Here is a 26652-nt window from a genome sequence, read left to right as displayed (position 1 = left end):
TGACAGCGAATTGTGCCCTACAGCACACCGCCCCCGCTTGGCAGGTCTGGTCAGCGCGGGTGAAGCGGGGCCCGCCGTGTTGACCCGGCTGCGAGAATTTCCCCATGGCCGAGATCATCCAGCGTGACGGGACCTGGGTCTTCGACGGCACAACGGTCAGGATCACACCGGGACTCCACCGTTCCGTGCCGCTGTTCCGGCAGACGTACGGCGAGGTCGCCGTGCCCCTGGAGGCCATAGCGGGCGTGGCGTTCGAGCCCGAACGCAAGCGCGGCCGGCTGCGGATGCGGCTGCGGGAGGGCGCGGACCCGCTGCTGCACGCGACCGGCGGCCGCCTGCCGGACCCGGCCGATCCGTACCGACTGACCGTGGACGTCGACCGGGCCGGGGTCGCCGAGTACGTGGCCGAGGAGATCCGCCGCGCCCTCCTCCTCGACGAGGTCCCGAACGAGCCGACGAAGGCCTATCTGCTGTCCGGCCCGCCGGTCCCGGTCTCGGTGCGCTCCTCCGACGGCACGGTGTCCTTCGACGGCACCCAGGTCCGTATCGACTGGTCCGACACCTCCGACCGGGTGAAGCGGGCGACCGGCCCGCGGATCATCGACGTGGGCGACGTCGTCCAGGTCGAGTGGCTGCCCAACTCCGGTTTCGAGGACGGTTTCCTGCGGTTCGTGACCCGCGGGACATCCTTCTCGAAACTGCCGCCGGACAAGGACCCCTACGCCCTCGACCTGTGGGGCAGCACCCGCCGCGACCTGCTCACGGCGCTCGTCGCGACGGCGGTCACCGCCCGGCTGCCGCACCCGTCCACCCGCTGGGACCTCCCGTACGGCGACGCGGGCGCCCACCGCCACCGGCTCACCGCGGCTGCCGCCACCCAGGCCGACCATCACGACGTACTGCTGCGCAGGCTGCGGGAGTTGGGTGAGCTGCACCGCGACGGGGTGCTCACGGACGAGGAGTTCGCGATGACGAAGGCCGCGGTGCTGCGGGGCTTCTAGTGCTCCGACCGCGAAGGTTCACCGGGTTGGAGCGCCGATCAGCTTCACGGGCCGAGCCCTTGGGACGATCTTCGAACCCTGCGACGCCGCCGAGCTGAAGTGGCTGCCGTCCTGCACGGGCGCGGGTGTGGGTACGGTCAACGCGGTACACGGCGGGCACGGAACCAGGCGTTTCGCCAATGGAGCCAGAGGTCCGCGCCGTTGACTCCGACGGCCAGCGCCACGACGGCGATGGAGCCCAGCCCGAAGATCCAGGAGAAGGAGAACCCGGCGAGGATCACCGTCCCCGCAAAGCTCACTCCGCCGTACAGGGCGACCAACCTCTCGGCCAGTTCTCTGTACCGGCTGTGTCCCTCGATGAGCAGCTCGCTCGCGAAGTTCAGTACGAACCAGCCGCCGATCAGGATCACCGAGAGATAGATGAGTGTCCACCACGGCCATGGTTCGTACAGTTCTTCCCACCGATGGTGCTCGCTCTCCTGCCAGGCCCACACCTCGCCCTGCAAGTCGGCGACGACCACTGTCGAGCTGTCCCGCTCGCTCCAGTGCGGCGAGATCTCGAACGCCGGCTTGGAGGCCCCGTCGAGATACACGTCCAGCATGACCCCGCCGAACGTCTGCTTCAGCCTGACTGTTTTGGTGATGGCGGCGGTCCGCACCGGCAGGCACTGCTCGACACCACGCTCGGCGATACACGCCGCCGCGACCCGTTGCTGGTGCTCGCGGTGGTGCGCCGGCCCGATGCGCCAGGCGCCCAGCCCCACGAGGACCAACCCGAAAACGATGTTGACGACACACCATGAACTGCTGCTGTCTCGCCAGCGCATTCCGCAAGTAAAACAGCGAGAGGCGAAACCGTACAGGTGACAGCGGATCCGCTGTTCCTGACCCTCCGTCAGACGCCACGCTCGACAAAGTCACGGTCGGGGTCGGGGTCGGGATTCCGAGGCGGTGAAGCTGAGCACGTCCCGGCCCGGCAAGAACTTGAAGCCCGACGACAAGGCGGCGAGCCCGCAACGTCGAACTTCTGGCAGGTGAGGCCCTGTGTCGAGCTGGGCGGTTGTGTGTTTAGGGTGAGGGTGAGTGCTTAGGCCACAGGCACACCGCGGGACGCGTCGCGAGCAAGCGTGCGCTCCTGCGGTCCCTTCGTGTCCTTATGCTCTCAGGAGGTGCCGTTGTGATCGACGAAAGCCAAGGGATGTCCGGCCCCTTGCCGGTCGGTCCCCGCTCGGACGGGCCTCGTGAGGGCATACCCACCGCTTCAGCGGCTGCACTTGAGGTGCGCAACCGGCAACTCGCGCGGGCCGCGGTCGAACCGGCGCAGCGGATCCTGGTCCACCGCTACCGTCTGGCCGGTCCCGCCGCAGGGTTCGAACTGCTGAAGCAGACGTCTCAGCGCTTCAACATCAAGCTTCACACGCTCGCTGATGCCGTGGTGCGCATCGCCGGTCCGGACTCCGGTGCCGTGCAGTGGTTTCCGCGCCGGGTCCGCTTCGTCGCCCCCGCGCTGCCGGATCTGGCGCTGCAAGGGGCGGGGGCCGAAAGCCACGCACTGGTTCTTCGGACGGCGCTGCGGCGGGTCCTGCACGTCACCGAAACCGATATGGGCAACGTCCAGCTCGCCGAACACGGGATGCTGCGCCTGGAGAAGCACACCGGCCTGAACCGGCATTTCACCGACTTCTTCGCCTTCGTCCAGGATTCGACCACCTTGTGTGCGCAAGCTGCCCAGCAGCGTCAGCAGATCACCGTGAAAGATGTCGAATCAGCCGACATCTTCGATGACGATTCCCGCCACGCCATCCTCCAGGCCGGCAGCCGCGCCGCCCACAGCCTCCCCCTGACCAGCCGGGGCCACGTGCTCGGCATGATCTCCTCCCACCACGAACGACCCCTGGCAGGCCTCAGCCGGACACAGCTCACCGCTTTGGAGAAGACCGGGGCCGCCGTGGGCCGGTGGCTGCACTGGCATCGCCACACCGTCGTCCTCGACGCCCTGGAACACCTCCACACCACCGCGCGCAATCACCGCTGACCGTTTCGCGTCCGGTCAGGGAGGACCCACACCCGCCCAACCGGGCGAAGGCATGCGGTCAGAGCACTAGCTCAGCAGATCCGGCTCGCTGCGGCTGATGTCCTGCCACATCGGCTGGTAGTTGATCCACGCCACGAGATCCCCGCCCAGCTGCTGCCAGGTCGCCAGCGCCGCCCGGTGGTCGATGAGCACGGGCCGTCCGGCGGCGCGGGCCAGCAGCTGCACCTGGCTGGACCGTTCCATCGACAGGAACCACCAGGCCGCCGCGTCCACCGAGTCCCCGACGGTCAGCAGCCCGTGGTTGCGCAGGACCAGCGCCTTGCGGGACCCGAGCGCGGCGGCGATCCGGCGGCCCTCCTCGGCGTCGACGGCGACCCCGGTGTAGGCCTCGTACAGCGCGTGGTCCTCGTAGAAGGCGCAGCTCTCCTGGGTGAGGGGGTCCAGGAGCTCGCCGAGTGTGGACAGCGCCCGTCCGTGCACGGAGTGGCAGTGGGCGACGGCGACGACGTCGGGGCGGGCGGCGTGCACCTGGGAGTGCACGGTGAAGGCCGCCTGGTTGACGTGGTAGCGGCCGTCGAGCACCTGCCCGTCGGAGTTGGCGAGCACGAGGTCGCTCACGGTGACGTGCTTGAACGGCATGCCGAAGGGGTTGACCCAGAAGCAGTCGGTGAACTCCGGGTCGCGTGCGGTGATGTGCCCGGACACGCCGTCCTCGAAGCCGAGCCGGCCGAAGATCCGCAGCGCGCCGGCGAGCCGCTCCTTGCGGTACCGGCGTTCCTCCTCGACGGAGTCGTGCATCGGCGGCATCGCGAACTGCAGCTTCTCGGTGGGCAGCGGCATCGGCGGAGTGGGCCCGAGGGGCGTCCCGTGCATGTGCTCCTCCAGCACTGGGTTGCTTTACGTGGCGGAAGTTACCGTCGGTCAGCGCAAGAGAACAGGGGTGATTCGTAAAGATGGCGTACCCGGCGGATACCAGACAGAGGATGTCGGGTATCGAAGGAACACTGTCCGCTATGAACTGGGCTGCCTTCTCCGCCGCGGAACCCGACCTCGCCAGGACCGTCGAGGACCGGTTCGCCGCCTTCACCCACCACGTCCTCGCCACGCTCCGCAAGGACGGCTCCCCGCGCACGACGGGCCTGGAGGTCCGCTTCCTCGGCGGCGAGCTCTGGCTCGGCATGATGCCGGACTCGCTGAAGGCGCGGGACCTGCAGCGCGACCCCCGCTTCTGTCTCCAGGCGAACCCCGGCGAGGGCCAGAGCCTGGGAGGCGGGGACGTCCGGATCAGCGGTCACGCGAGAGAGGTCACCGATCCCGGGACCAAGGCCGCATACGGCGAAGAGGTGAAACCGCCGGAGCCGTTCCACCTCTTCCGCACCGAGCTGACCGAGGTCGTGCGGACCTCCGTCGAGGACGAGAAGTACCTGGTCCTCCAGGTCTGGAAGCCCGGTCAGCCCCTGCGCACGATCAAGCGGACCTGACCTTCAGGAGCGGGAGCCCTACTCCCACTCGATCGTCCCCGGCGGCTTCGACGTCACGTCGAGCACCACGCGGTTGACGTCGGCCACCTCGTTGGTGATCCGCGTCGAGATCTTCGCGAGGACGTCGTACGGCAGCCTCGACCAGTCGGCGGTCATGGCGTCCTCGGAGGAGACCGGGCGCAGGACGATCGGGTGGCCGTAGGTCCGGCCGTCACCCTGGACGCCGACCGAGCGGACGTCGGCGAGCAGGACCACCGGGCACTGCCAGATGTCGCGGTCGAGGCCGGCCGCGGTGAGCTCCTCGCGGGCGATGGCGTCGGCGTCGCGGAGGAGGTCGAGACGCTCCTTCGTCACCTCGCCGACGATGCGAATGCCGAGGCCGGGGCCGGGGAAGGGCTGGCGCTGGACGATCTCGTCCGGGAGCCCGAGCTCCTGGCCGACCATGCGCACCTCGTCCTTGAACAGCTTGCGCAGCGGCTCGATGAGCTGGAACTCGAGGTCCTCGGGGAGGCCGCCCACGTTGTGGTGGGACTTGATGTTGGCGGTGCCGGTGCCGCCACCGGACTCGACCACGTCCGGGTAGAGCGTGCCCTGGACGAGGAACTCCACCGCCGGACCCTCGTCCGCGATGATCTCCGCCTGGGCCTGCTCGAAGACCCGGATGAACTCCCGGCCGATGATCTTCCGCTTCTCCTCGGGGTCGGAGACACCCTTGAGAGCGGTCAGGAAGCGCTCCTCCGCGTCGACGACGACCAGCTTGACGCCGGTCGCGGCCACGAAGTCCTTCTCGACCTGCTCGGTCTCGCCCTTGCGCATCAGGCCGTGGTCGACGTACACGCAGGTCAGCTGGTCGCCGATGGCGCGCGCGACGAGCGCTGCCGCCACCGCGGAGTCCACGCCGCCGGACAGGCCGCAGATCGCGCGCTTGTCGCCGACCTGCTCGCGGATCGCGGCGACCTGCTCCTCGATCACGTTGCCGGTGGTCCAGTCCGGCTTCAGACCGGCACCCCGGTACAGGAAGTGCTCCAGGACCTGCTGGCCGTGCGTGGAGTGCATGACCTCGGGGTGGTACTGGACGCCGTAGAGCTTCTTCTCGTCGTTCTCGAAGGCGGCGACCGGGACGACGTCCGTGGACGCGGTCACGCTGAAGCCCTCGGGGGCGGCGGAGCAGGCGTCGCCGTGGGACATCCACACCGACTGCTCGTCCGGGGTGCCCTCGAAGAGGGTCGAGCCGGACTTCGAGACGTGCAGCGGAGTGCGGCCGTACTCGCGGGCACCGGTGTTGTCGACGGTGCCGCCGAGGGTGGTGGCCATCAGCTGGAAGCCGTAGCACATGCCGAAGACCGGGACGCCGGACTCGAACAGCTCGCGGTCCAGGCGCGGGGCGCCCTCCGCGTACACCGACGAGGGGCCGCCGGAGAGGATGATCCCCGCCGGGTTCTTGGCGAGCATCTCCGCGACCGGCATGGTGCTCGGCACGATCTCGCTGTAGACCCGGGCCTCGCGGACACGACGGGCGATGAGCTGGGCGTACTGCGCACCGAAGTCGACGACCAGGACGGTGTCGGGGGCGGCGGCGGGGTTCGCTGATGACACGGGTTGCCTTCCGGCGGTGAGCGAGGTGTGTGTGGTACCGAGTCTACCGGGAGTCGTGGAGCCGGTTCGGGGCCGAGCTCCGTCTCAGGATGCGAACCCGGTTGGACCCTCCCGTCCGGCCCGGCATACTGCTGCCATGCTCACGCAGACGTCCTTCCTGTTCACCTATGGCACCCGGCCCGCCGGCTGCCATGGTCGTGCTGCTTGAGCAACTGACAAGCGACTTCCCAGGCGCCCCGGGCCGACAAGGTCCGGGGTGCCTGGTGTTTTCCGGACCTTGCCGCTCCGGGGCACCCACCCCACCCAGGAGCCCCACATGACCACCACACCGGAAGCGACCATCGCCAACGCCCGCGAGCGCATCGACGCGCTCGACGACCGGATCATCGGTCTGGTCCAGGAACGGATGGCCGTCTCGTCCGTCGTCCAGCAGACCCGTATCGCCTCCGGCGGCCGAAGGGTCCACCTCTCCCGCGAGATGGAGATCCTCGGCCGCTACCGCGACGCCCTCGGCAGGCCCGGCACCTCCCTCGCCATGACGCTGCTCGAACTGTGCCGCGGTCGCATCTGAGTTCGGGCCCCACCTCACCCGTACGGCGCGTGACCGCGGCGCGCACCGCTTCGTTGGTGGTGGTGTCCGTGCCAGCCAGGGGCGGGCCCGCCAGAACCACGCGTGGCTCGCTGGAGCGATGAGGCGTACGGATCACGCCGTGCGCCGTGGGACCTCGCTCCAGGAAGTGACCGGACGGCAGGGGACAGCAGCCCGGTCACCCAAGAGAACGGCCGGCCCCGGGGACGCCCGGGGCCGGCCGGCGGGACAAGTACCGGCACAAGGCTGGGTCAAACGGTTGCGGAGGCCGCGTCCATCCAGCACGATGCCTACAAAGCCCCCAAGTCCCGCCGTACACAACCACATCCGCATTGCGTTGCCGTACTGCCAGAGGTCCAGACCATCCGCGCGCCCCCTGCGCGCCGGGGCGCCGACCCAGGGCAGCCAAGGCAAGCGGCGCAACCCCCCGGCGCCGCTCCCAGGCACCGGCGCAGCCCTGACGTCGGTGCTGACGAAAGAAGGGCCCCGCGGTTCCGTCCCGCGGGGCCCTTCGCCTGCCTGGACTCGGATCCTCGGGTCCGCGGATATCCGGACTCAGACCCGGGACACCGTGCCGCAGTCCTTGGCCCGGCCGATGTCCTCGCTGCGGTCGTACGGGTCCCTGGTCTCCCCCGAGGGCGCCGGTTCCGTGGGCTCGGACGAGGGGAAGTTCGGGTGCAGGAAGCCGTCGTACACATCGCAGGACGTGTTGCCGGCGCTCTCGTCGTGGCGCAGGACGGTGAGCCTGCCCGGTGTGACCCGGTACCTGGCCGGGTCGGGAAGCTCGACGTCGAGGACGCGGCGGACGATGGTGCGGGTGACCTCGGTGGTGCCGTCGGTGCGGACGACCGGATAGACGAAGGTGTAGTCGGCGTGCACGGCCACGGAGGCGTGCTCGCCCGCCTTGACCGTGATCCGGCCACGGAGCTTGACCACGTCACCGGCGAGCCTGACCTCGGCGGGGTCGAAGCGGCTGAACATCGACAGCGGGTCGTGCTCCTTGTCCGGCTTGCGCAGGCCCGTCTCGAGCCGGTCGAGGACGTCGTCCTGCCGCGGGTCCAGCAGGGCGAGCGCCGCGGCGGGCCGTTCGCCGCGCAGCGTGGCCGGATTGAGGTTGGACTCGACCAGGAGCTTTTTGGTCAGCTTCAGGGCCTGGCCGACCTTCGCCGGGGACTGGCCGCGCACGGCTTTCGCCTCCGGTACGACGATCCCGGCCTCGCCGTCGGCCCACTGCTTGGCCGGGGAGCCGGCGAAGGGGTCGTCGAGGGTGGGGGTCTCGGCGTCCACGGCGCCCGGGGCCGCGGTGGGGGCCGCCGTCTCCATGGGCAGCGGGGAGGACGCGGTCTCGGAGGTCCCGCCGCCGAAGGGATCGCCCGGCACCAGGGACGGCTTCACCGCCACGACGGCCACCACGACCGCGACGGCGACACCGAGGACGCCCCACAGACCCCGTCGGCTCTTCTTCTGCTGCCGGACCGGCCCGGTGCGCCAGCCCTCCGGCAGTTCACCGCGCGCTTCCTGTCGCCGCAGCCGCTCCGTCACCTGACGGGCCCGTGCGGACGGCTCCTTGGGGGCGGAGCTTCGGATGTCCCGCTCGGTATCACGGGCGAACTGTTCCCAGACGTCGTCCGGGATCTTGGGGTCTTCAGACACGTCGGTCAGTTCTAAGGCCTGGGAAAGCCCTTTCACAAGGCGAAGCTGTATGTGACTCAGCCCACATAAGGTTTCTGTGAACGCCCGCACAACCATTCACAGTTGTCGCGAATCAAACCTCACGAATCACGGGCCCCACCCGCGCCCCACACGCGGAGGCCTCTCCTTGACGCGTGCCGCGGACAATGCGGCGCACCTGACATCCGAGGTCTTCATGAAGCTTCGTCGTGCACTGGCCGCCGCGGCCGCGACCGCCGCGATCGCGCCGCTGGCCCTGTTCGCCGCGCCGAGCGCGTTCGCTGACGAGTCCCCCACGCCGACCGCGGCCGAGAGCACGCCCGCCGCGGAGACCACCCCGGCGGCCCCCGAAAGCACTCCGGCGGCCCCGGAGTCGACCCCGGCCGCCCCCGAGACCACGCCTGCCACGGGTGAGAGCTCCCCCGCCGCCGGCCAGTCCAGCCCGGCCCCCTCCACCAGCTCCTCGGTGAGCCCGTCCGGCTCCGCGAGTGCCAGCGCCGGCCCCTCCCCGAGCGAGAGCGGCAAGCCCGTCGACGAGTGCGAGGTCGACGAGGACGACGGCCCGATCTTCAACGACAGCGACGCGCTGCACAGCTCGCTGACCGGCCTGCCCGAGAGCATCGTGGCGGGCAGCGGCTGGACGAACTTCAAGTTCAACGTCAGCAACACCGGTGACGACACGATCAAGGACATTCAGCCGATCGTCGGTGTCGGGGCGGTCGACTGGGACTTCGAGGAGGACTACAGCGACCTGCTCACCCTGCAGGTGAAGCAGGGCGGCGCCTGGGTCGACGTGACCACGGAGTTCGGCGAGGGCGGCGCGTTCAACGCCTTCTCCCTCGACGGCGGCGACTCCCTCAGCTACCAGCTGCGGGTGAAGGTCGACCGTCAGGTCCCGAGCGCCATCGGCATCGCCATCGGTCTCGCCCAGTACTCGGACGACAAGGGCTGCTGGGTCTCCTCCGACGAGAACGCCGGCATCTACTACTTCGAGGTCCTGCCGGCCAGCTCCGACGCGGGCAAGCCGAACGACTCCAAGCCGCAGACCGGCGGCAAGAACGTCATCTCCGACGTCAACACCGTCGACGCCGACGGCCAGCTCGCCGAGACCGGTTCGAGCTCGGCCCTGCCGGTCCTCGGCCTCGTCGGCGGCTTCGCCGTCGTCGCCGGTACCGGTGTGGTCTTCGCGGTGAAGCGGCGCAAGGGCGCGGCCGGCGCCCACGCCTGAGTCGTAGCGCGGTAGCAGCGGCTCGGCGCAGGACAGGAGAAGGACCCGCACTCGGAGGGGGGTGCGGGTCCTTCTCTTCTGTCTTTCTTGTCTGTCTTTACTTGTCTGTCTTTCTTGGCGCTACGACTTCTTCGGCACCGCCGGCATCCCCAGGAACGGCAGCTTCAGCGCACCGAAGGCCTCCGCCGGGACCGCCGGCGACTTGGGCTCGACGGCGTCGAGACGGACGTAGGCCTCGCCCTGGGCCGGACGCGGGTCCTGCTCGCCGTTGTTGGGCCAGTACGACATCGCCCGCTCGGCCTGCGCGGTGATGGTCAGCGAGGGGTTCACGCCGAGGTTGGCGGAGACCGCGGCGCCGTCCACGACCGAGATCCCGGGGTGGCCGTAGAGCCGGTGGTACGGGTCGATGACGCCGGTCTCGCGGGAGGAGCCGATGGGGCAGCCGCCGAGGAAGTGGGCGGTGAGCGGGGCGCCCATCAGCTCGCCGACGTTGGAGCCGGCGAAGCCGTTGATGTCGGCGGCGATCGCGGAAGCGGCCTCGGAAGCGGCCCTGATCTGCTTGGGGTTGGGCGAGCCGTGGCCCTGGCGGGCGGTGAGCAGGCCCTTGCCGACGCCGTCCGGTTTCAGGTACGTCGTCAGGGAGTTGTCCAGTGACTGCATGACGAGGCCGATGATGGTCTTCTCCGACCAGCGGCGGTTGGAGAGGGAGCGCAGCACGAGAAGCGGGTGCTTCGCGGCGTTGGCCAGCCAGGCCATGACCCTCGACGAGCCCTCGGCGTAGGGCACTTGGAGGATCGAGAGGCTGCCCATCGAGTTGGAGCCCCTGCCGTAGCGGACCGGCTCGATGTGGGTGTTCTCGTCCGGGTGGATGGACGAGGTGATGGCGACGCCCCGGGTGAAGTCGGCCTTCGGCGCGCCGGTCGCCCTGCGGTATCGGCGGTTGTCGGTCTGGGCGCCGACCAGGGCCTCCGAGTTGGTGCGGGTGAGCTCGCCCAACCGGTCGGAGAGGTACGGCAGTTGGCCGCCCGCCTTCATGCGGTGCAGCAGGGTCTGGGTGCCGTAGGTGCCGGCGGCGATGACGACCTTGCGGGCCTTGAAGGTGCGGCCCTTCGCCGTGCGGCGGTCGTCGGTGGGGAGGGTCGCGATCGCGTAGCCGCCCTGGGAGTCGTCCGTGACCGACACGACGGTGGTGAGCGGGTGGACGACCGCGCCCGCCTTCTCGGCGAGGTAGAGGTAGTTCTCGTTCAGGGTGTTCTTGGCGCCGTGCCGGCAGCCGGTCATGCACTCGCCGCACTCGATGCAGGCCTTGCGGGAGGGGCCCGCGCCGCCGAAGTAGGGGTCGTCGACCTGCTCGCCGGGGGCGGCTTTCCACTTGCCCTCCGCGTCCTCGCCGTCGCCGAAGAAGACACCGACCGGGGCCATGTGGAAGGTGTCGCCGACGCCCATCCGTTCGGCGGCCGCCTTGAGGTGGACGTCGGAGGGGGTCATCGTCGGGTTGAGCCGTACGCCGAGCATGCGGCGGGCCTGGTCGTAGTACGGCTTCAACTCCTCCTGCCAGTCGGTGATGTCACGCCACTGCGGGTCCTCGAAGAAGGGTGTCGGCGGGACGTAGAGGGTGTTGGCGTAGTTGAGGGAGCCGCCGCCGACGCCCGCCCCCGCGAGGACCATGACGTTGCCCAGGAGGTGGATGCGCTGGATGCCGAACATGCCGAGCTTCGGCGCCCAGAGGTAGTTCTTCAGGTCCCAGGAATTCTTGGGCAGCGTCTCGCGGGTGAAGCGGCGGCCGGCTTCCAGGACACCTACGCGGTAGCCCTTCTCGGTGAGACGAAGGGCGGTGACGCTGCCGCCGAAGCCGGAGCCGACGACGATGACGTCGTAGTCGTAGGTGTCCTGTGGCACGTGCTCTCCTCGTTGAGAACGTCGTTGAGAACGTCGTTGCGAACCGGTGTTCCTACTTGAAGCGGAAGGCCTTCATCACCTTCAGGCTCCGGCTCATGAACTGCGCGTACTTCTCGTCGTCCATGCCCAGCGACGGCGCCATCGGCAGCAGCCGCTGCTGGGCGATGGTCTGCGCCTCGGTGTACTTGAGGATGCCCTCGGAGCCGTGCCGGCGGCCGAGGCCGGAGTCCTTCATGCCGCCCATCGGGGACTGGACGCTGCCGTAGGCGGAGGCGTATCCCTCGTTGACGTTGACGGTGCCGGCCCGCACCCGGGAGGCGATCTCGCGGCCGCGCCTGCCGTCCTTCGTCCACACCGACGAGTTCAGTCCGTACGGCGTGGAGTTGGCGAGTTCCACCGCCTCGTCCTCGGTCGTGAAGCGGTAGATCGAGACGACCGGGCCGAAGGTCTCCTCGGTGCAGACCGCCATGGGCTCGGTGACGCCGTCGAGGATGGTCGGCTCGAAGTAGTAGGGGCCGATGTCCGGACGGGCGACGCCGCCGGCGACGACCGTCGCGCCCTTGGACACCGCCTCCTCGACATGCCGGGTGACGGTCTCCAGCTGCCTCTCCCCGACCAGGGATCCCATGTCGGCGCCGTAGGCGAGGGACGTGCCGAGCCGCATGGCCTTCGTACGGGCGGCGAAGCGCTCCAGGAAGGCGTCTGCGATCGACTCGTGGACGTACAACCGCTCGATGGAGATGCAGAGTTGGCCGGCCGAGGAGAAGCAGGCGCGGACGGCTCCGGCGGCGGCCTTCTCGATGTCGGCGTCCTCCAGGACCAGCATGGCGTTCTTGCCGCCGAGTTCGAGGGAGACGCCGACCAGACGGGCGGCGGCGCCCTGGGCGACCTCGCGGCCTGTGCGGGTGGAGCCGGTGAAGGAGACGTAGTCGGCGTGCCGGACGACCTCCGGACCGACGACCGGGCCCTCGCCGAGGACGATTTGGAAGACCTCGGCGGGCAGCCCGGCCTCGACGAGGAGGTCGCGGGCCCACAGGGCGGTCAGGCAGGTCTCGGTGTCCGGCTTCATGACGACGGCGTTGCCCGCGACGAAGGCGGGGAGCGCGTCGCCCACCGACAGCTCCAGCGGGTAGTTCCAGGGGGCGATCTGGCCGACGACGCCACGCGGGTGGCGCAGCTCGGTGACCTTGGTGAGGGTGGGCACGGCGCCGGTGTGCCGCTTCGGCTTGAGATAGGCGGGCGCTTTACGGCCGTAGTGCCGGGCGGCCACGGCAACCGCCTGCACCTCCTCGTGGGCGTGCAGCCGGGCCTTGCCGGTCTCCAGCTGGATGAGGTCGAGGACCTCCGCCTGGCGTTCGAGGATCAGGTCGTGGAAGCGGAGCAGGACGGCCGCGCGCTGCCGTACGGGGGTCTGCTCCCACACCGCCTGCGCCCGGCGGGCCGCCTCGAAGGCCTTCTCCACGTCCTCGGGCGTGGATTCGGGCAGGTCCGCCAGCTTCTCGCCGGTGAACGGCGTGTGGTTGGCGGTGCGGCCGGACCCGGTCACCCCCTTGGTGAGCTGGGCGACCAGCTCGGGGGTGACCACGTCGGCCGCGGTGCGGGCGCCCTGCGGGGCGGGGGCGAGGGGGTTCGTGCCGGTCTTGGCCGGGGCCTGCGCGTCCGTCATGAGCCGCAGGGTATTCGGGAGCGGGGCCTTTGGGTACCCGTCGGTAACGGGCGTTCCCGACGACACCCACTGTGCCAGTGATGACTGGCGATGAATGTGCTGATCAGGGGGTTGGGAGGAGATGATCAGCCGCGTTCGGGTTTTTTCTGGAGCAGGAGGCCGAGGGCGGACAGCGCGGTGAGGCGGCGGGGCTCCTGGGTCGCGGTGGCCGGGTCGGGGACGTCGGGCGCGGGCAGTGCCGGGGTGGGTGCCGGGGCCTCCAGGGCCGGAGGCGGGGCGGGCGCTTCCGCGGCCCACTCCGGCAGACTCGCCCCGGCGACCTCGGCCAGCACCCCGGCGACTTCCTCCGCCGGGGGCCGCTTCTCCGGCTCGGGGACGAGGAGTCGCTCCAGCAAGGAATCCAGCGGACCGGACCGGGCGTCGTCCGGCACGGCCACCCGGAGCACCGCCCCCAACGACCACAGATCGGAAGCGGGCCCGGCGCCGGGCCCCGACGCGCACTCCGGGGCGGCGAACCGGGCAGAGGCCTTCCGGCCGTCGGTGTGCCCGGCGCCGCCGATACCGAAGTCGGTGACGACGACCCGTCCGCTCTCCGCTTCGAGCAGGACGTTGGACGGCTTGAGGTCGCGGTGGACGATGCCGACGCCATGGGCCGCGTGGAGTGCGCCGAGGACGGCGAGCCCGATCCGGGCGGCCTCGGCGGCAGGCAGCGGCCCACGCCCGGCGAGAGCGGCCTCCAGCGACTGGCCCTCCACCAACTCCATGACGATCCAGGGCAGTCCGTCGTCGAGAAGTACGTCATGGATGGCGACGGCCGCCGGGTGGTCGACCCACGCCGCGGCCCGTGCCTCGTGCGGCAGCCGGTGCGCGGCCCGCTGCCGCTCCTCGTCCTCCGGATCCCCGGTCAACCGGGGTTCCTTGACGGCGACGTACCGCTCGTCCTGCTCGTCTCGAGCCCGCCACACCGTGCCGCCCGGCCCGGAGCCGACCCGCTCGACGAGCCGGTAACGCCCACCGATCAGACGTCCGTCGGGCGGGAGTTCGCCGTCTTCACTCATGGCACATGAGTACCGTGCGGGTCATGCCCTTGTCTAAGCGGCGGGCTCAGACACCCGACCGCGGGGGCTGGCGCAGCCGGATCAGGATGTCGGTGCCCGAGGGAGCGGAGGGCGGGCGGACCACCGTGCCCTGGAACGTGGTGTAGGGCCACTCCTCGGTGCTGTGGGGTTCCGCGCCGACTCCCGACACGAAGCCGCGCAGGATCCACCCCGGACCGTCGCGGCCGAGCACACGCACGTTCCGGCTGTCCTTGCCGGGAGGGCCCTGGATCCGTACGACCGCCCGGAGTTCGGTTCCCGCGCGGCCGACGCGTTCCTCGACGGAACCGCCCTGACCGAGTATCGACCGGGTCAGCCGCTCACGGATGGTGGCCCAGGAGGTGTCCGAGGGCACCCGGAAGGCCTGGAGCTGGATCGCTGTCCGGCGGCCGCGAATGACGGTGACAGCCACTGGGGAGCCGTCACGGGATGTCATGAGCTCCATCCTCACTCCCGGCCCGGTCGGCACCAACAGGCCTCCGAGATCGACCAGCTCACCGTCCCACGGCCGGCCGACGTCGAGCTCCTCCTGCGCCGTCAGAGCTCGTCCACCCCCAGATTCGCGATCGCCGTCCGCGCCACCTCCCGCCCCCTGTCCGTGAAGTCCCCCTTGCCGGGATAGCTGACGGTGAGCTTGTACATGTCGCCGGCGGAGGTGCGGTAGTAGAAGATCTGGAGCTCGCGCGGGCGGGGATTCTGGCTGTCCGTGGTCTTGTACGTGACGGTGTTCGCCGCGGCCTTCCGACCCTGGTAGGTCCGGTCCTCGGGCCGGGTCTTCGGGGTGTCCGGCATGCTGAGGTCGTAGTCGCCGCTCTCCTTGAACCGGCTGTCGTCGTCGTACATCTCGGCCGCCGCGGAGCCCGCGATGTTGTGGGCGGTGTCCTCGGCCTTCCGCTGCAGGGCCAGGCCGATCCAGATGCCGCCGCTGTAGTCGGCGTACGTGATCCAGTGGGTCTTGTCCGTCTTCCGGTCGGGCGTGGTGGGTTGGTAGTCCGCCGGCACCGCCAGCGTCGCGGCCACGTCCTTGGTGTGCTTCTTCGTCCAGCCGTCCGGCAGCGGCCCCGCGAACGGGTCCACGATCACCAGATACGCCGCCACCGCGGCCGCGACGACCACCGCGCCGAGCCCGATCCCGAGCCTGAGAACAGCCTTGCGGCCCAGCCGGAGGCCGCCGCCCACCGGCACCTCCACGGTCCGCACGACCTGCGTGGGCTCCGGGGCGGGCGGGTTGGCGGTGGCCTCCAGGAGCGCCCTGACCTGGGCGGCGTTCGGGCGGTGCGCCGGGTCCTTCTGGAGGAGGCCGTTGATGGCGTCGGCGAGCGGGCCAGGCGCGGCGGCCGGCGGCGCGGGCGTGGCGTTGAGGACGGACTGGAGGGTCGCGGGGGTGTTGCTGCGGCGGAACGGCGAGACGCCCTCCGTCGCCGCGTACAGGACCACGCCGAGGGACCAGAGGTCGGAGGCGGGGCCGGGGCGCTGGCCCAGCACCCGCTCGGGGGCGATGAACTCGGGGGAGCCCACGAAGCCGCCGGTGTCGGTCAGGTTGGTCTCGCCCTCGATCTGGGCGATGCCGAAGTCGGTGAGGACGACCCGGTCGTGGCGTCCGAGCAGGACGTTGTCCGGTTTCACATCCCTGTGCAGGATGCCCGCCGCGTGCGCGGCCTCCAGCGCGCCGAGCACCTCCAGGCCGATTCTCGCCGCTTCCCGTGCCCCGAGGGTGCCCTCCTGCAACGCGTCGCCCAGCGAACGGCCCTGCACCAGCTCCATCACGATCCACGGTCGGCCGTCCACGACCGCCACGTCGTGCACGTTCACGACAGACGGGTGGTCGAGCCGGGCCGCGGCACGCGCCTCGCGACGCATTCGCTCGAAGGCGTTTCCCTGTTCGCGTTCGGGAAGATGATCCGGGAGGCGAGGCTCCTTGACGGCCACCTCCCGGTCCACCGTCTCGTCCTTGGCCCGCCACACCGTGCCCATGCCACCGTGCCCGAGCTTGGCGAGCAGCCGGTACCGGCCCGCGATGAGCCGGCCGACGCCCGGCTCCGACTGACGGGGCCTGGGAGGTTGCAGAACATAACTCGTCGTCTCGTCGGACTCGTGGCCGACTCCCCCGCTGCTGCTCATGGTTCATCCATATCGCGCCAGACCCGCAAGCATCCAGAGGTGACGCGTTCCGGTCACACACCCGTGACGTATTCCTACCGTCTCGTGAAGGTGTCGACGGCCACGTCGAAGTGCTCCCTGGCCTCCCGCACCTTCCCGACCGGCGCCGACACCCACACGTCGTACAGCCGCCCGTTCTCCTCCCAGCACATGTCGTAGGTGTGCCGGGCGCCCTCGGCCGCGCTGAAGCCGTCCCAGGTGAACTCCCACAGCGCGGCGGGGTGTCCGCGGTGCGTGACCGAGGTGATCCGGCCGTCGCGGTAACCGGGATTGGCCTCCGGGCCCTTGGCGGCCGCGCGCCGCATCACACCCAGTGGACCCCCGGGCTGGGGGTCGGTGACCTTGACCCCGAGACGGAAGGTCTCCCCGGCCGACAGATAGAAGACCCGCTCCCCCTGCGGCTCCCGGGTGAACCCGTCGGGCACGGCGAGCGCGAACCCGGCGGGGTCCTCGGCGACGTGATATCCGGAGGGCGCGGAGGGCAGGGTCGCGGTCGGCGCGGTGGGCCCAGTGGGCCCAGTGGGTGTGGGCTCCCGTGTCCCGGTGGAGCCGCTCGCGGGTGTCCCGGGCGCCGAGGTGCCGACGGTCGTACGGCCGTCCCGCCCGCCCCGGTCCATCAGCAGCACCGCCGCCGACGCCCCCGCTCCCGCCAGCACGGCGACCAGCAGCGCCGCCGTGAGCACGCCCCGCCTCGACCGCAGCGGCGCCATGAGCCCACCGCTCCCCGGCCGCTCCGGCACCGGGGACCGCCGTAGCGGAAGATCCCGCTGGGTCGGCGTGTACGTCCGCTCGGGCGCCCGACGCGTAGGCGTGCGACCCGTCTCCAGGAAGGCCCGCAGCATCCGCTCCGCCTCCACCGCGTCCAGCCGCCGCTCGGGATCCCGCTCCAGCAGGCCCCGTACGACCGGCAGGAGCGGCGCGGCCTGTGCGGGCGGCCGGATCTCGTCGATGACGACGGCGTGCAGGATGCCGCCCAACGAGTCGCGGCGGAACGGCGATTCGCCGCTGAGGGCCGTGCACAGCAGCGCGCCGAGCGACCACAGGTCGGCCTCCGGACCGGTCCTGACCCCGGACATCCGCTCGGGCGCGGTGTACTCGGGCGAACCGACGAAGGAACCGGTCTCGGTGAGCGTGGTGGCGCCCGCGACCTGGGCGATGCCGAAGTCGGTGAGCACGACCCGGCCGGTACCGGACTCGACGAGGACGTTGGCGGGCTTGATGTCCCGGTGCAGCACCCCGGCCGCGTGCGCCGCGCGCAGCGCGCTCAGCAGGTCGGCGCCGATCCGGGCGGCCTCGGCGGCGTCGACCGGGCCGTCGGCGGAGATCCGGTCGGCGAGGGAGCCGCCGTCGATCAACTCCATGACGATGTACGGCCGTTCGTCCTGCTCGACGACGTCGTGGACCACCATGATGTGCGGGTGGCTGAGCCGGGCGACCGCGCCGGCCTCGCGCAGGGTGCGCTCGCGCTGGAGCCGGGCGTCCTCGGCGGAGAGTGTCTCGTCGAGCGGGATCTCCTTGACGGCGACCTGCCGGCCGAGCAGTTGGTCGGTCGCCCGCCACACCACGCCCATGCCGCCGCGCCCGATCCTCGCCTCCAGGCGGTAACGGCCCGCGATCACACGGAAGGTGTCCCCCTCGGTCCCCATGCGCCCCATCATGCCGCAGCGGACGGATGCCCTCCGGGACGGTGACCGGCCAACTCCATCAGCTGTTCGGCTCCTTCCAGCCCTGGAGCACCCTCGTGAACTGCTTGCTGGTGGTCGGCCAGCTCTCCGCGGGCGCCGACATGTAGATCACGTACTCGACGCCGTCCCGGGACATGTACGTCTCCTCCACGGCCCGGCGCGGTCCGGGGAAGGCGCTGTCCTTCGCCAACGCGGTCCAGGTGTACTCCCACCGGGCGCCCGGCCGGTCCCGGTAGGTGTTCTCGACCATGCCCACGCCGTGGTAGTCCTTGAGCCCGTCGATCTGCTTCTCGAGGTCGCGCTGGTGCTGGAGGGGATCGTCGAAGTCCGGCGAGGTGTCGATCGCGATCCGGAGGAAGTGCTTGCCCTCGTCCGGGGAGTAGTCGATCTGGGTCAGGCCGTCGGCCGGGGTCCCGAAGACCGAGCGTTTCCAGCCCTTGGGGAGGGAGACGCTGAAGCCCACGGGGTCGGGGTACCGGACCCAGCCGTCCAGGACCTCGTCCGCGTCCGCGCCCGCCCCCGCCGTGGTGCTGGGTGAGGCGCCAGCGCTCGAGGAGGCCGAGGTGCCGCCCCCGTCCCGTCCCTCGTCCCACTTCTGCAGCGCGACCACGGTCCCCGCGCTGACGACGGCGGCGAGCGCGACGACGAGTGCGGCCGAGCGCAGCCTGCGGCGCCTGGACGGACCGGCCGGGGTCGTCCCGGTGTGGTGCGGCGGGCCGATGACCGTGGATGCGGGGGCCTGGGCGTACGGGGATCCGGAGTGGTACGTCGGGCCGGAGCCCGAGGAGTACGACGGCCCCGAGGCCGAGGGATACGACGTTCCGCCGACCGGTGTGCCCGTCGCCTGTGTGCCCGTCCTCGGTGTGCCGAACCCACTGTGGGACCCGCTGTGCGCCCCCGGCTCATGGCGGGAACGCACATGTTGCGTCGGCACATACGCCTGTGCCGCGCTCGGCCGCCGTCCCTCCGCCGCCTCGGCGAGCATCTGCTCGGCCTCGGCCGCGTCGGGCCGCGCGGCGGGGTCCTTGTGCAGCAGGGCGGCGATGACGGGCCCGAGCGGGCCGGCGTTCAGCGGCTCGGCGGGCTCCTCGTCGACCACGGCCTGCATGGTGGTCAGCGGCGTCGTACGCCGGAACGGCGAACGTCCCTCGACCGCCGTGTACAACGTGGCACCGAGCGCCCACAGGTCCGCGGACGGGCCGGGGTCGGCACCGCGGACCCGCTCGGGGGCGAGGTAGTCGACCGAGCCGACGACCTCTCCGGTGCGGGTGATGGTGGTGTCGCCCTCGATCTGGGCGATCCCGAAGTCGGTGAGCAGGACGCGGCCGTCGCGCGCGAGAAGGACGTTGCCGGGTTTCACATCCCTGTGCAGGACGCCGGCGGAGTGCGCGGCGCGCAGGGCCCGCAGCACCCACAGCCCGATCCGGGCCGCCTCGCGCGCCTCGATGCGGGCGTCCTCCTTGACGGCGTCGGCCAGCGAGCGGCCCTCGACCAGCTCCATCACGATCCAGGGCCGGCCGTCGTGGTCGAGCACGTCGTGCACGGTGACGACGGCCGAGTGGTTGATCCGGGCGGCCGCGCGCGCCTCGGCGCGGGTGCGGGCGAGCAGTACGGCCTGGTCGCTCTCGGAAACATAGAGCGCGGCCGTCAATTCCTTGATGGCCACCGCCCGGTGCAGCACCTCGTCGTGGGCACGCCAGACCCGGCCCATACCGCCCTTGCCTATCGGGTCGGCGAGCCGGTAGCGCCCCGCGAGGAGCAGGCCCTGCATCTGATTCACGTTTCCCCGCAATGCTCTTGACGCAGTCAGACTAAGGACCGGCCCGCGCCGAGGGGAACCAGGGGGGCGTCAAGGAGACCTCACTGTGACGGTTGTCGCTTCCGCGAAGAACGGGTGAACCCGCGGCGCCGGTACGGCGTCCGTCAGCCGGTCACCTGGTACGTGGCCGACGCCTGCTCGTAGAGCCGGGTCACCTCGTCCCGCTCCGCCTCCGGACCGCGCACCTGCACCACGTGGTACTTCCCGCCGATCAGGATCGCGACATTGCGCACGTACAGCTCGCGCCCGTCGTCGCCGGTCCAGGTGAACTGCCCCTCGGCCATGCTCCTGGTGCCGACCTGGATCGACTTCAGCCCGGTGGCGGTGGCCCAGCTGGAGTCGCGGTACGGCTGGAGTTCGGGCTCCTTCTCGCGCTGGTAGACCATGGGGTCGCTGCCGTTCGCGGCCGCGGTGTCCCGCCCGGGGACGACGATCAGCTCGAAGTTGCCCTGCGAGTAGACCACCTGACCGCGGCCGTTCCTCGGGGTGCGGTCCCAGCCGCCGGCCACCGCAACCTTGAAGCCCTCGGCGTCCGTACGCAGGGTGAAACCGTCGGCGACCTCGGGCCCCGCGGTCTGGGTCTCGGCGGCACCGCTGGACTGCGAGGGTTCGGGGGTGGTCGGCTCGGGCCGGGGCTCACCGCCGGCCTCCGGGGACTGCGCCGGATTGGCCTGGCTGGTGGAACCCGTCTCCCGTGCGGCGCCCTTGTCGTCGGGGTCCGCCTTCGGCATGAAATACATGGCGTACGCGATCGCCGCGGCCATCACCAGCAGGATGAGCAGCAGCAGGGTGCGGCCGAGGCGGCGCGGTGAGGGGGCGGCCTCCTCCCGGGCCCGCTTGTGCCGTCCGTGCCTCGCGGGCAGCCCGGCCCGCCGCCGGCGCACCAACTCGCCCCGGCGCCGCACGATCGGCAGCCGGTTCGCGTCGACGGGCGGCGCGGCGATGACATGGGCGCCGGCCTCCGGTTCGGGCGCGGACCGCACCAACGACCGCAGCCAGCCGCGCAGTTCCTCGAAGTCCAGCCGCTCGGTCGGGTCCTGCCGCAGCAGCGACTCCACGACCGGCCTGAGCGGCCCGCACTCCTCCGCGAAGGCCGGCGGCTCGGCACACACCAGCTGCACCAGCTCGGCCGTCGACTCCTCGGGATAGGGCGCGTGCCCCTGGACGGCCCGGAACAGCAACGCCCCGAGAGCCCACAGGTCGGTCGCGGGCCCGATGGGCGCGGCGAGCTGCCAGTTCTCGTGCACCGGCCCGGCCTGCTCCGGCGCCCATCGCTCGGTGACGGGTCCCACCACGGCCATCCGTGCCTGCCGGGCCCGCTCGGCGGCGAGCGCGGTGGCGGGGCCGCGACGGGCGGGGGCATCGCTCGGCGGCAGGTCCTCCCAGCGGGCGGGCTCGGACGCCGCGACCGCATCGCGCGGCACCGCCCCGTGCCAGGGAGTGGGACGCACTCCGTAGGGATCGGCCGTCCGTCCCGCCGGCCCGGCGCCGGGCACCTGCTCGACAGCGTCCACGGCCGGATACGGCGACTGCGCAAGCCCATTGGCCGAGGGATACGCCGACCGCGGTGGCTGCGGCAGGCCGTTGGCCTGTACGGCGGGGCCGGCGTCCCGCGTGGGTACGGCGGGGTCGGCCTCCGGCGCCGGGCGGGCTCCGGGCAGGGCGGTCCTGCCGCTCTGTGCCTCCTGGACCCGGGCCGCCGCCCGTGCGCCCGCGCGGTACGCGGCGATCGCCCCGGCCCGCGCCGCCCGGATGTCCGTACCGCTGTCGGGCTCCCTGCGGACGAGTTCGGCCGACGCCCCGGTCCCGCTCGCCGCCTCCGCCCCGGCGCTGGGCAGCCCACGGGCCTCCCGCGCCTCGATGGCGGCCCGCCGGGCGGCCTCGGGATCGCCTCCACCGAAGGTGACCGCACTGCCCGGGCCCGGCCCGGTGCTCTGGGCACCCAGTCCGAAGGCCGCACCGGCGCCACTTTTACCGAGAGCCGTACGAGCACCGGCCGCCCCGCCGGGTACCCCGGCCCCACCAGCCCTGCCCGTCGGGCCGGGCCCACCGGCCGGTCCCGTCGCCTGCCCGGGAACCACCTGTCCACCCGGTGCACCACGCCTGTCGGCCCCGGCGCCCGGACCGTCGTCCGCCCCGGTCCCGAACTCCTCGCCCCCGGTGCCCCATTCACCGGCCTCGGCCGGCACCGGGTCATAGCCGCACAGTGCCTCCTCGGCCGCGCCGACCGCGAGACCGGTCAGCATGACGCGGCCGTCGTCGCAGACCAGCACCGTACGGGCGGTGATGTTGCGGTGCACCCAGCCGTGCGCGTGCAGCACCCGCAGCGCCATGAGCACGTCGGAGGCGACCTCGGCCGCCCGGTACGGCGTCAGCGGCTTCTCGGCGAGCAGCGCCGCCAGCGGCCGCGCGGGCACCAACTCACTGACGATCCACAGCGAACCGCCCTCGGCGAACACGTCGAAGACCTGGTCGAGCCGCGGATGGTCGGGGATCCGGGCGGCGGCCTGCGCGGCCTCGACGGCTCGCCGCACGGCAGGCTCGGTGGGCCGGCGTGCGCCGCGCCTCCCCGGGGTCCGCCGCGCGTCCCGGGGTTCCCGGGCCGTGAACCCGTCGGGCAGCCCCTCGGCGTCGAGCACCTCCGCCTCGACGACCTCGGGCAACGGCACCTGCCGGACCAGGACTTCCTGCCCGCTGTAGGTGTCGAAGGCGCGCGTCTCGGCGAGTTCGTACTCGTCGGACGGAGGCAGCGGCAGGCGGTAGCGGTCGGCGAGCACCCGACCCGCATAGTCGTCCACGTTGCCTCCCCCGGCCGCCCGGTTGGTCAATTCCGTTCGCCTCGTGGCCCGTTCCGCACCCGAACCTGGATGCGGACGGTCCACGAACCTTCACGATACGTGCCGGAGGCAACCCGCAAAGAGGGGATTCCAGATCTCAGGCTTCAAACACATGACCGTTTACCGCACAGCGCTTCACGACTTCGGTTCGAAGGTGCGAGCGAGCGTGTGCCATGTGTCCTTGCGCAGCTCAGTGCCCCAGTTCGCGGCTTTCGCGGTGTACATCAACGCATATCCGAGATGGCCGTTCACGACGAACCCACGGTCTATGGTCCGGTACTTCGTCCCGCTCTCCACATAGGTGAACTCCCAGTCGGCCGCGTTCCAGCCCCGGTAGCCCACCTTCTCTATGCGGATCTTGGTGTACTGCGCGCGGCGCATGCCCTGTTCCTGGCTCTTCCAGTCCGCCACCGGGTCGCCCTTGGGCGTGCTGGTCCAGGCGATGAGCAGCTTCTGCCCCTCGGGCCCGGTGAACCGGTCGCCCGCGGAGCTGCTGGTCCGGAACTTCCACCCCTCGGGCAGCCCGATCGAGTACCCCTGGCTCCCCGTGTACGTCGAGGCCACCGCACCGTCATCGGCGGAGCCCCCCGAGCCGGAGGACCCTTCCGAACTCCGGCCGCTCTCCTCCGTGCTGGGCGTGTTCGCGGCCCCCGCGCCCGTGTCCGGCGAAGCGGACCCGGTGGAGGACCCGTCGGTCCCGGTGCCCCCGCTCTTGTCCTCCTTGGTGCCGGCACTGGAGCTCGCGCTCGCCGTCACCTTGGCGCCGCCGCCCTTCGCCCCGTCGCTGCCGTCGTCCCCGCCGAGCGTGAGGGCCAGCACGGTACCGATGACCGCCAGCGCCACGACCACAGCGATGATCACCAGCGTCCGCCGCGGCACCACGTCGGTCAACGGCGCCCTGGGCACCGGCCTCGGCGCCAGGTCCGGCGGCGGCGTCATCACGGGCCACCCCGAACTCCGCCCGCCGGAGGCCGCGTCGGCCTGCCGCGTCTTCGCGTCCCGGACCCCGGCCGCCCCGGTGGAGGCCGACGTCGAAGCAGGCGCCGGAGCCGCCTCCGACGCGGAAGGCGCCGGTGAAGCGGGAGAGGCCGAAGCGGCCGGGGAGGCCGGAGCCTTGGAGGGGGCCGGAGCCGCCGAAGCAGCCCCGGAAGCCTGGGCGGGCACCTTGCCGCCCGGCGAACCCGCCTCACCCGAACCCGACCCGCCCGAACCCGCCGTACCGCTCCCGGACTTGGTGAGGGACACGGCCGCGGACGTCGCCGCCGCCCCGGCGGCCTTGCGCACGGAACGCAGCGCCCCGCGCAGCCGCTCCCCGCCCGCACGCTCCTGCGGCTGCGCCGGCAACGGCACCACCCGGGTCGCGTCGGACGCCGGCTCCGGCTCGGACTGCTTCGACTCGGGCGCGTGGATCACCGCGGTGAGCATGGCCCGCGCGCGGACGTCGTCGAGCCGCTGGGCGGGGTCCTTGGTGAGCAGGCCGTAGATGACGTCCCTGAGCGGACCGGCGTTCTTCGGCTCCTCCAACGGCTCGGTCATCACCGCCGTGAGCGTCGCGATCGCGGACCCCTTGTCGTACGGCGGGGCGCCCTCGACCGCCGCGTACAGCAGACCGCCGAGCGACCACATGTCGGCCGCGGGCCCCGGCTTGTGCCCACGGGCCCGCTCCGGGGAGATGTAGGAGGGGGCACCGACGAGCATGCCGGTGGAGGTGATGGACGGGTCGCCCTCGACCTGGGCGATGCCGAAGTCGGTGAGTACGACCCGGCCGTCCTCGGAAATCAGCACGTTGGACGGCTTCACGTCCCGGTGCAGGATGCCCTCGCGGTGCGCGGACCTGAGCACGTCGAGGATCGCGAGGCCCACCTCCGCCGCGCGCTTGGGCTCCAGCAGCCCGTCCTCCCGGATGACCTCGGCGAGCGACTTGCCCTCGACGAGCTCCATCACGATCCACGGCCGGTCGTCCTCGTCGACCACGTCGTACACGGTCACCGCGCTGGTGTTGCGGATCCGTGCGATCGCCTTGGCCTCACGCAGCGTGCGTGTGATCAGCCGGCGCTTCTCGTCCTCGTCGATGCTGGACGGGAACCGGAGCTCCTTGACGGCCACCGTCCTGCCCAGGGTCTCGTCCTCGGCCCGCCACACCGTGCCCATGCCTCCGCGGCCGAGCACTCCTCCCAGCCGGTACCGCCCGGCGAGGAGACGCTCGCTCTCGTCCTGCCGGGATGCTCCCGCCCGCTCCGCGTCCGACATGCGTCCCCTCATGAACCCGCCCTGACAGAGCCTCCATTGTCCCTCACCCGACAAGTGCCCGACGCCCAGGGGTGCCGGGTCGGTTTGTGGGGCGAGTGCGGGTCGGTGGGGGCTGGTCGCGCAGTTCCCCGCGGTGCCGCTGCACTCGGTTTGAGCGGGGCACCCATGGGGGCGCCGGGGCAGGTCGTCGGGCGGGCGCGGGTGCATCGTGGCTGGTCGCGCAGTTCCCCGCGGTGCCGCTGCGCCGGGCTTGAGCGGGGCGCCTACGGGGGTGCCAGGTCAGGTCGTCGGGCGGGCGCGGGCCGGTGGGGGCTGGTCGCGCAGTTCCCCGCGCCCCTGGGTGGGACTCGTGCACCCGCGTACGGCGGCGAGGGGACGGGGTGACCCACCCACCGAACCGCACGCGCTACACACGCCCCCACCGGAGCCAAGCAGGCCGCCGCAGGCATCCAGGAGCGCGCGGAACTGCGCACAACGCCCGCCCCCACCGAACCCGCACCCCCGCAACCCTGCATGATGGCCCCGACAAGGGAGGATCCGCGATGCTGCCACTTCGTGCACGGGCACTACTGGCCGTCCCGGTGTCCCTGATGCTGCTCGCCCTGACCCCCGCAGCCTCCCCTGCCCCCTCAACCCACTCCGCCCCCGCCGCCCAGCCCACAGACGCACTGCTCCCGTTGCTGGTCGCGCAGGGCGGTGCTCCCGCCGCGGCGCTTCTGGCGAAGGAGCAGAGCGGCGACGGCGGGACCCGTTACGCCGAGGCAGGACCGGAGATCGCCCGCGCCGACCACTTCCGCGCCGGCAGCATCACCAAGACCTTCATCGCGACGGTCGTCCTCCAACTGGCCTCGGAGCATCGCCTGAAGCTCTCCGACACGGTGGAGCAGCACCTGCCCGGCCTGGTGCGGGGAGCGGGCAACGACGGTCGCGCGCTGACCCTGCGCGCCCTGCTCACCCACACCAGCGGCCTGAGCGACTTCACCACGGACACCCGGGGCCTGGTCCCCCTCACTCCTGTTCAAGCCGTCCGTATCGCACTCACCCACCCTCCGGCCGACCCCGGCCGCTACTCCTACTCGAACACCAACTACGTCCTGCTCGGCATGGTGATCCAAAAGGTCACCGGCGACTCCTACGCCACCGAGGCCGAGCGGCGGATCATCGCCCCGCTGCGCCTGACGGGCACCTCCTTTCCTGGTTCGCGCACCTCACTGCCCTCCCCGCACGGCCGCGCCTACACCACCGGCGGATCCGACATCACCGCGCTCGACCCGCGGGTGGCCGGAGCCGCGGGCGAGCTGGTGAGCACCCTCGCCGATCTGGACCGCTTCTACGCGGCGCTGCTCGGCGGCCGGCTGCTGTCCCCGTACTGGCTGCACGAGATGACGGACACCCGCACCGCACACGGCTTGTACGGCATGGGCCTGTTCCCGGTGAAGCTGCCGTGCGGCACCACGGTGTGGGGGCACAACGGCCGCATCGCCGGCAGCTACGTGCGCACCGCAGCCACGGTCGGCGGCCGTCGCGTCCTCACCTTCCGCGTGAACACGACGTCGATCGCAGATCCCGGCCTCGAACCGGCCCTGCTCGCCGCCGAGTTCTGCCCCCGCACCTCGTAGAACGACCGGGTTCCGAACG

The 26652-nt window shown here is 71.5% G+C and carries 19 protein-coding genes; 6 read left to right on the top strand and 13 right to left on the bottom strand.

Going from position 1 to position 26652, the window contains the following annotated elements; translation table 11 throughout:
• The first annotated feature begins 104 nt into the window (after nucleotides 1-104).
• Nucleotides 105-1001, top strand: a complete 897-nt coding sequence (locus tag ACGFWE_RS17490) for a DUF4429 domain-containing protein (protein WP_352389162.1) — start codon at nucleotides 105-107, stop codon at nucleotides 999-1001.
• Nucleotides 1002-1138: 137 nt separating this feature from the next.
• On the opposite strand, the gene ACGFWE_RS17485 is transcribed toward ACGFWE_RS17490, so the two are convergent.
• The gene (locus ACGFWE_RS17485) at nucleotides 1139-1828 is read right to left on the bottom strand and encodes a hypothetical protein (RefSeq protein ID WP_352389163.1); all 690 of its coding nucleotides are present in this window, start codon (nucleotides 1826-1828) and stop codon (nucleotides 1139-1141) included.
• Nucleotides 1829-2178: 350 nt separating this feature from the next.
• Here ACGFWE_RS17485 and ACGFWE_RS17480 point away from each other — a divergent pair, with 350 nt between their 5' ends.
• Nucleotides 2179-3036, top strand: a complete 858-nt coding sequence (locus ACGFWE_RS17480) for an ANTAR domain-containing protein (protein WP_393600382.1) — start codon at nucleotides 2179-2181, stop codon at nucleotides 3034-3036.
• Nucleotides 3037-3102: 66 nt separating this feature from the next.
• Here the strand turns inward: ACGFWE_RS17480 and ACGFWE_RS17475 are convergent, their stop codons facing one another.
• A complete protein-coding gene (locus tag ACGFWE_RS17475) occupies nucleotides 3103-3909 on the bottom strand; it encodes a class II aldolase/adducin family protein (RefSeq protein ID WP_352389165.1) in 807 nt (268 codons plus the stop codon).
• 140 nt (nucleotides 3910-4049) lie between these two features.
• Here ACGFWE_RS17475 and ACGFWE_RS17470 point away from each other — a divergent pair, with 140 nt between their 5' ends.
• The gene (locus tag ACGFWE_RS17470) at nucleotides 4050-4517 is read left to right on the top strand and encodes a pyridoxamine 5'-phosphate oxidase family protein (protein WP_393600381.1); all 468 of its coding nucleotides are present in this window, start codon (nucleotides 4050-4052) and stop codon (nucleotides 4515-4517) included.
• An 18-nt stretch (nucleotides 4518-4535) separates the two neighbouring features.
• Here ACGFWE_RS17470 and guaA read toward each other — a convergent pair whose 3' ends face one another.
• Nucleotides 4536-6113, bottom strand: coding sequence for a glutamine-hydrolyzing GMP synthase (guaA, locus tag ACGFWE_RS17465; RefSeq protein WP_352389167.1), 1578 nt, complete (start codon nucleotides 6111-6113; stop codon nucleotides 4536-4538).
• Between the two features lie 316 nt (nucleotides 6114-6429).
• Between guaA and ACGFWE_RS17460 the strand changes: the two genes are divergently transcribed.
• Nucleotides 6430-6684 (top strand): chorismate mutase, encoded by a 255-nt coding sequence (locus ACGFWE_RS17460; protein ID WP_352389168.1) that lies wholly within the window; start codon nucleotides 6430-6432, stop codon nucleotides 6682-6684.
• A 573-nt stretch (nucleotides 6685-7257) separates the two neighbouring features.
• Here ACGFWE_RS17460 and ACGFWE_RS17455 read toward each other — a convergent pair.
• Nucleotides 7258-8355, bottom strand: coding sequence for a hypothetical protein (locus ACGFWE_RS17455; protein WP_393600380.1), 1098 nt, complete (start codon nucleotides 8353-8355; stop codon nucleotides 7258-7260).
• A gap of 214 nt (nucleotides 8356-8569) precedes the next feature.
• Between ACGFWE_RS17455 and ACGFWE_RS17450 the strand changes: the two genes are divergently transcribed.
• On the top strand, nucleotides 8570-9601 hold the full coding sequence (locus ACGFWE_RS17450) for an LPXTG cell wall anchor domain-containing protein (RefSeq protein ID WP_393600379.1): 1032 nt from the start codon (nucleotides 8570-8572) through the stop codon (nucleotides 9599-9601).
• A 120-nt stretch (nucleotides 9602-9721) separates the two neighbouring features.
• Here the strand turns inward: ACGFWE_RS17450 and ACGFWE_RS17445 are convergent, their stop codons facing one another.
• The 9 genes from ACGFWE_RS17445 to ACGFWE_RS17405 all read right to left on the bottom strand — a co-directional run bounded on the left by ACGFWE_RS17445 (nucleotide 9722) and on the right by ACGFWE_RS17405 (nucleotide 25014).
• Complete coding sequence (locus ACGFWE_RS17445; protein WP_393600378.1) at nucleotides 9722-11500, bottom strand: GMC family oxidoreductase N-terminal domain-containing protein; 1779 nt, start codon at nucleotides 11498-11500, stop codon at nucleotides 9722-9724.
• Nucleotides 11501-11552: 52 nt separating this feature from the next.
• Nucleotides 11553-13166 carry a succinic semialdehyde dehydrogenase gene (locus tag ACGFWE_RS17440; protein ID WP_352389172.1) on the bottom strand — a complete coding sequence of 538 codons (1614 nt, stop codon included), beginning with the start codon at nucleotides 13164-13166 and terminating at the stop codon, nucleotides 11553-11555.
• Nucleotides 13167-13291: 125 nt separating this feature from the next.
• Nucleotides 13292-14224: a serine/threonine-protein kinase gene (locus ACGFWE_RS17435; protein ID WP_393600377.1), complete on the bottom strand. Its 933-nt coding sequence runs from the start codon at nucleotides 14222-14224 to the stop codon at nucleotides 13292-13294.
• Between the two features lie 46 nt (nucleotides 14225-14270).
• Entirely contained in the window at nucleotides 14271-14756 is a 486-nt protein-coding gene (locus ACGFWE_RS17430) for a DUF3710 domain-containing protein (RefSeq protein WP_393600778.1), read from the bottom strand.
• A 44-nt stretch (nucleotides 14757-14800) separates the two neighbouring features.
• Entirely contained in the window at nucleotides 14801-16384 is a 1584-nt protein-coding gene (locus ACGFWE_RS17425; protein ID WP_393600376.1) for a serine/threonine-protein kinase, read from the bottom strand.
• A 74-nt stretch (nucleotides 16385-16458) separates the two neighbouring features.
• Complete coding sequence (locus tag ACGFWE_RS17420; RefSeq protein WP_352389175.1) at nucleotides 16459-18069, bottom strand: serine/threonine-protein kinase; 1611 nt, start codon at nucleotides 18067-18069, stop codon at nucleotides 16459-16461.
• A gap of 58 nt (nucleotides 18070-18127) precedes the next feature.
• Nucleotides 18128-19879, bottom strand: coding sequence for a serine/threonine-protein kinase (locus tag ACGFWE_RS17415; protein WP_352389284.1), 1752 nt, complete (start codon nucleotides 19877-19879; stop codon nucleotides 18128-18130).
• 152 nt (nucleotides 19880-20031) lie between these two features.
• Entirely contained in the window at nucleotides 20032-22725 is a 2694-nt protein-coding gene (locus ACGFWE_RS17410) for a protein kinase (RefSeq protein ID WP_393600375.1), read from the bottom strand.
• Between the two features lie 174 nt (nucleotides 22726-22899).
• The gene (locus tag ACGFWE_RS17405) at nucleotides 22900-25014 is read right to left on the bottom strand and encodes a serine/threonine-protein kinase (protein ID WP_393600775.1); all 2115 of its coding nucleotides are present in this window, start codon (nucleotides 25012-25014) and stop codon (nucleotides 22900-22902) included.
• A 542-nt stretch (nucleotides 25015-25556) separates the two neighbouring features.
• Here ACGFWE_RS17405 and ACGFWE_RS17400 point away from each other — a divergent pair.
• A complete protein-coding gene (locus tag ACGFWE_RS17400) occupies nucleotides 25557-26633 on the top strand; it encodes a serine hydrolase domain-containing protein (protein ID WP_393600374.1) in 1077 nt (358 codons plus the stop codon).
• The last annotated feature ends 19 nt before the right edge of the window (nucleotides 26634-26652 follow it).

The organism is Streptomyces sp. NPDC048523, from assembly GCF_043199815.1.
GTDB lineage: Bacteria > Actinomycetota > Actinomycetes > Streptomycetales > Streptomycetaceae > Streptomyces.
The sequence above is the reverse complement of the archived record's forward strand: the minus strand, read 5'-3'. Positions and strand labels throughout refer to the sequence as shown.

Bases quoted from the DNA above. Each gene is read 5' to 3' on its own strand.
- ACGFWE_RS17490 (WP_352389162.1), top strand. From the start codon at position 105: ATGGCCGAGATCATCCAGCGTGACGGGACCTGGGTCTTCGACGGCACA.
- ACGFWE_RS17485 (WP_352389163.1), bottom strand. From the start codon at position 1,828: ATGCGCTGGCGAGACAGCAGCAGTTCATGGTGTGTCGTCAACATCGTT.
- ACGFWE_RS17475 (WP_352389165.1), bottom strand. From the start codon at position 3,909: ATGCACGGGACGCCCCTCGGGCCCACTCCGCCGATGCCGCTGCCCACC.
- ACGFWE_RS17470 (WP_393600381.1), top strand. From the start codon at position 4,050: ATGAACTGGGCTGCCTTCTCCGCCGCGGAACCCGACCTCGCCAGGACC.
- ACGFWE_RS17460 (WP_352389168.1), top strand. From the start codon at position 6,430: ATGACCACCACACCGGAAGCGACCATCGCCAACGCCCGCGAGCGCATC.
- ACGFWE_RS17450 (WP_393600379.1), top strand. From the start codon at position 8,570: ATGAAGCTTCGTCGTGCACTGGCCGCCGCGGCCGCGACCGCCGCGATC.
- ACGFWE_RS17440 (WP_352389172.1), bottom strand. From the start codon at position 13,166: ATGACGGACGCGCAGGCCCCGGCCAAGACCGGCACGAACCCCCTCGCC.
- ACGFWE_RS17435 (WP_393600377.1), bottom strand. From the start codon at position 14,224: ATGAGTGAAGACGGCGAACTCCCGCCCGACGGACGTCTGATCGGTGGG.
- ACGFWE_RS17425 (WP_393600376.1), bottom strand. From the start codon at position 16,384: ATGAGCAGCAGCGGGGGAGTCGGCCACGAGTCCGACGAGACGACGAGT.
- ACGFWE_RS17420 (WP_352389175.1), bottom strand. From the start codon at position 18,069: ATGGGGACCGAGGGGGACACCTTCCGTGTGATCGCGGGCCGTTACCGC.
- ACGFWE_RS17415 (WP_352389284.1), bottom strand. From the start codon at position 19,879: ATGCAGGGCCTGCTCCTCGCGGGGCGCTACCGGCTCGCCGACCCGATA.
- ACGFWE_RS17405 (WP_393600775.1), bottom strand. From the start codon at position 25,014: ATGTCGGACGCGGAGCGGGCGGGAGCATCCCGGCAGGACGAGAGCGAG.
- ACGFWE_RS17400 (WP_393600374.1), top strand. From the start codon at position 25,557: ATGCTGCCACTTCGTGCACGGGCACTACTGGCCGTCCCGGTGTCCCTG.